Genomic DNA, 1340 nt, shown 5'->3' on the forward strand with positions numbered 1-1340 from the left:
GGCTCATCCACATGAAGCGTCTGCGGCAGCACGCCTTCCCGCATCGCCATGACCATCTTGATCACACCGGCCACACCCGCCGCGGCCTGCGTGTGCCCGATGTTCGACTTGATCGACCCCAGCCACAACGGCCGGTCCTCGTCCCGGCCCTGGCCATAAGTCACCAACAGCGCCTGGGCCTCGATCGGGTCGCCAAGCCGCGTCCCCGTCCCGTGCGCCTCCACCACATCCACATCGGACGCCGCAAGCCCAGCACTGGCCAACGCCTGCCGAATCACCCGCTGCTGCGACGGACCATTCGGCGCCGTCAGGCCGTTCGACGCACCATCCTGGTTCACCGCCGACCCACGCACCACCGCCAGCACCCGGTGCCCATTGCGCCGAGCATCCGACAGACGCTCCAGCAGCAGCACACCCACACCCTCGGACCACCCGGTCCCATCCGCCGCCGCCGCAAAAGGCTTGCACCGCCCATCAGCCGCCAACCCCCGCTGACGACTGAACTCGATGAACGTCCCCGGCGTCGGCATCACCGTCACACCACCGGCCAACGCCAGATCACACTCACCCTGACGCAACGCCTGCGCCGCCAGGTGCAACGCCACCAGCGACGACGAACACGCCGTGTCCACCGACACAGCAGGACCCTCAAGCCCGAAGGTGTAAGCCAGTCGGCCGGTCAGGACGCTCGCCCAACTGCCGGTTCCCAGGTAGCCCTCGACGTCCTCGGGGACGTTGCGGAGCCGGCTGGCGTAGTCGTGGTACATCACGCCGGCGAACACGCCCGTGCGGGAACCCCGCACCGCGTCCACCGCGATACCCGCCCGCTCGAACACCTCCCACGACGCCTCCAACAGCAACCGCTGCTGCGGATCCATCGCCACCGCCTCACGCGGCGAAATCCCGAACAACCCCGCATCGAACTCCGCGGCGTCATACAAGAACCCACCCGCACGCGCATAACTCCGCCCACGCGCACCCGGATCCTCATCGAACAAACGCCCAAGATCCCACCCGCGATCCTCCGGGAACGCCCCCACCGCATCCCCACCCGCGGCAACCAACCGCCACAAATCCTCCGGCGAGGACACCCCACCCGGATACCGGCACGCCACCGCCACAATCGCCACCGGATCATCCACCACACCCGTGACGAGCGGGGTGTTCTCACCCGACGCGGCCTCGACCGTTCCCACCAGCTCACTCAGCAGCAGGTCCGCGACCGCCGCCGGGGTCGGGTGGTCGAACACCAGCGTCGCGGGCAACCGCAGCCCCGACGCCTCACCCAGCCGGTTCCGCAACTCCACCGCGAGCAGCGAGTCGAAGCCCAGCTCCTTGAA

Annotated in this window: 1 protein-coding gene; it reads right to left on the reverse strand. The window is 68.7% G+C overall.

The window, feature by feature from the left end:
• Positions 1–1340 (reverse strand): acyl carrier protein (locus ACYVO2_RS37210; protein ID WP_461012555.1); only part of this gene is annotated, 1340 nt, incomplete at both ends.

The sequence above is a fragment of the Streptomyces capparidis genome (genome assembly GCF_054782095.1).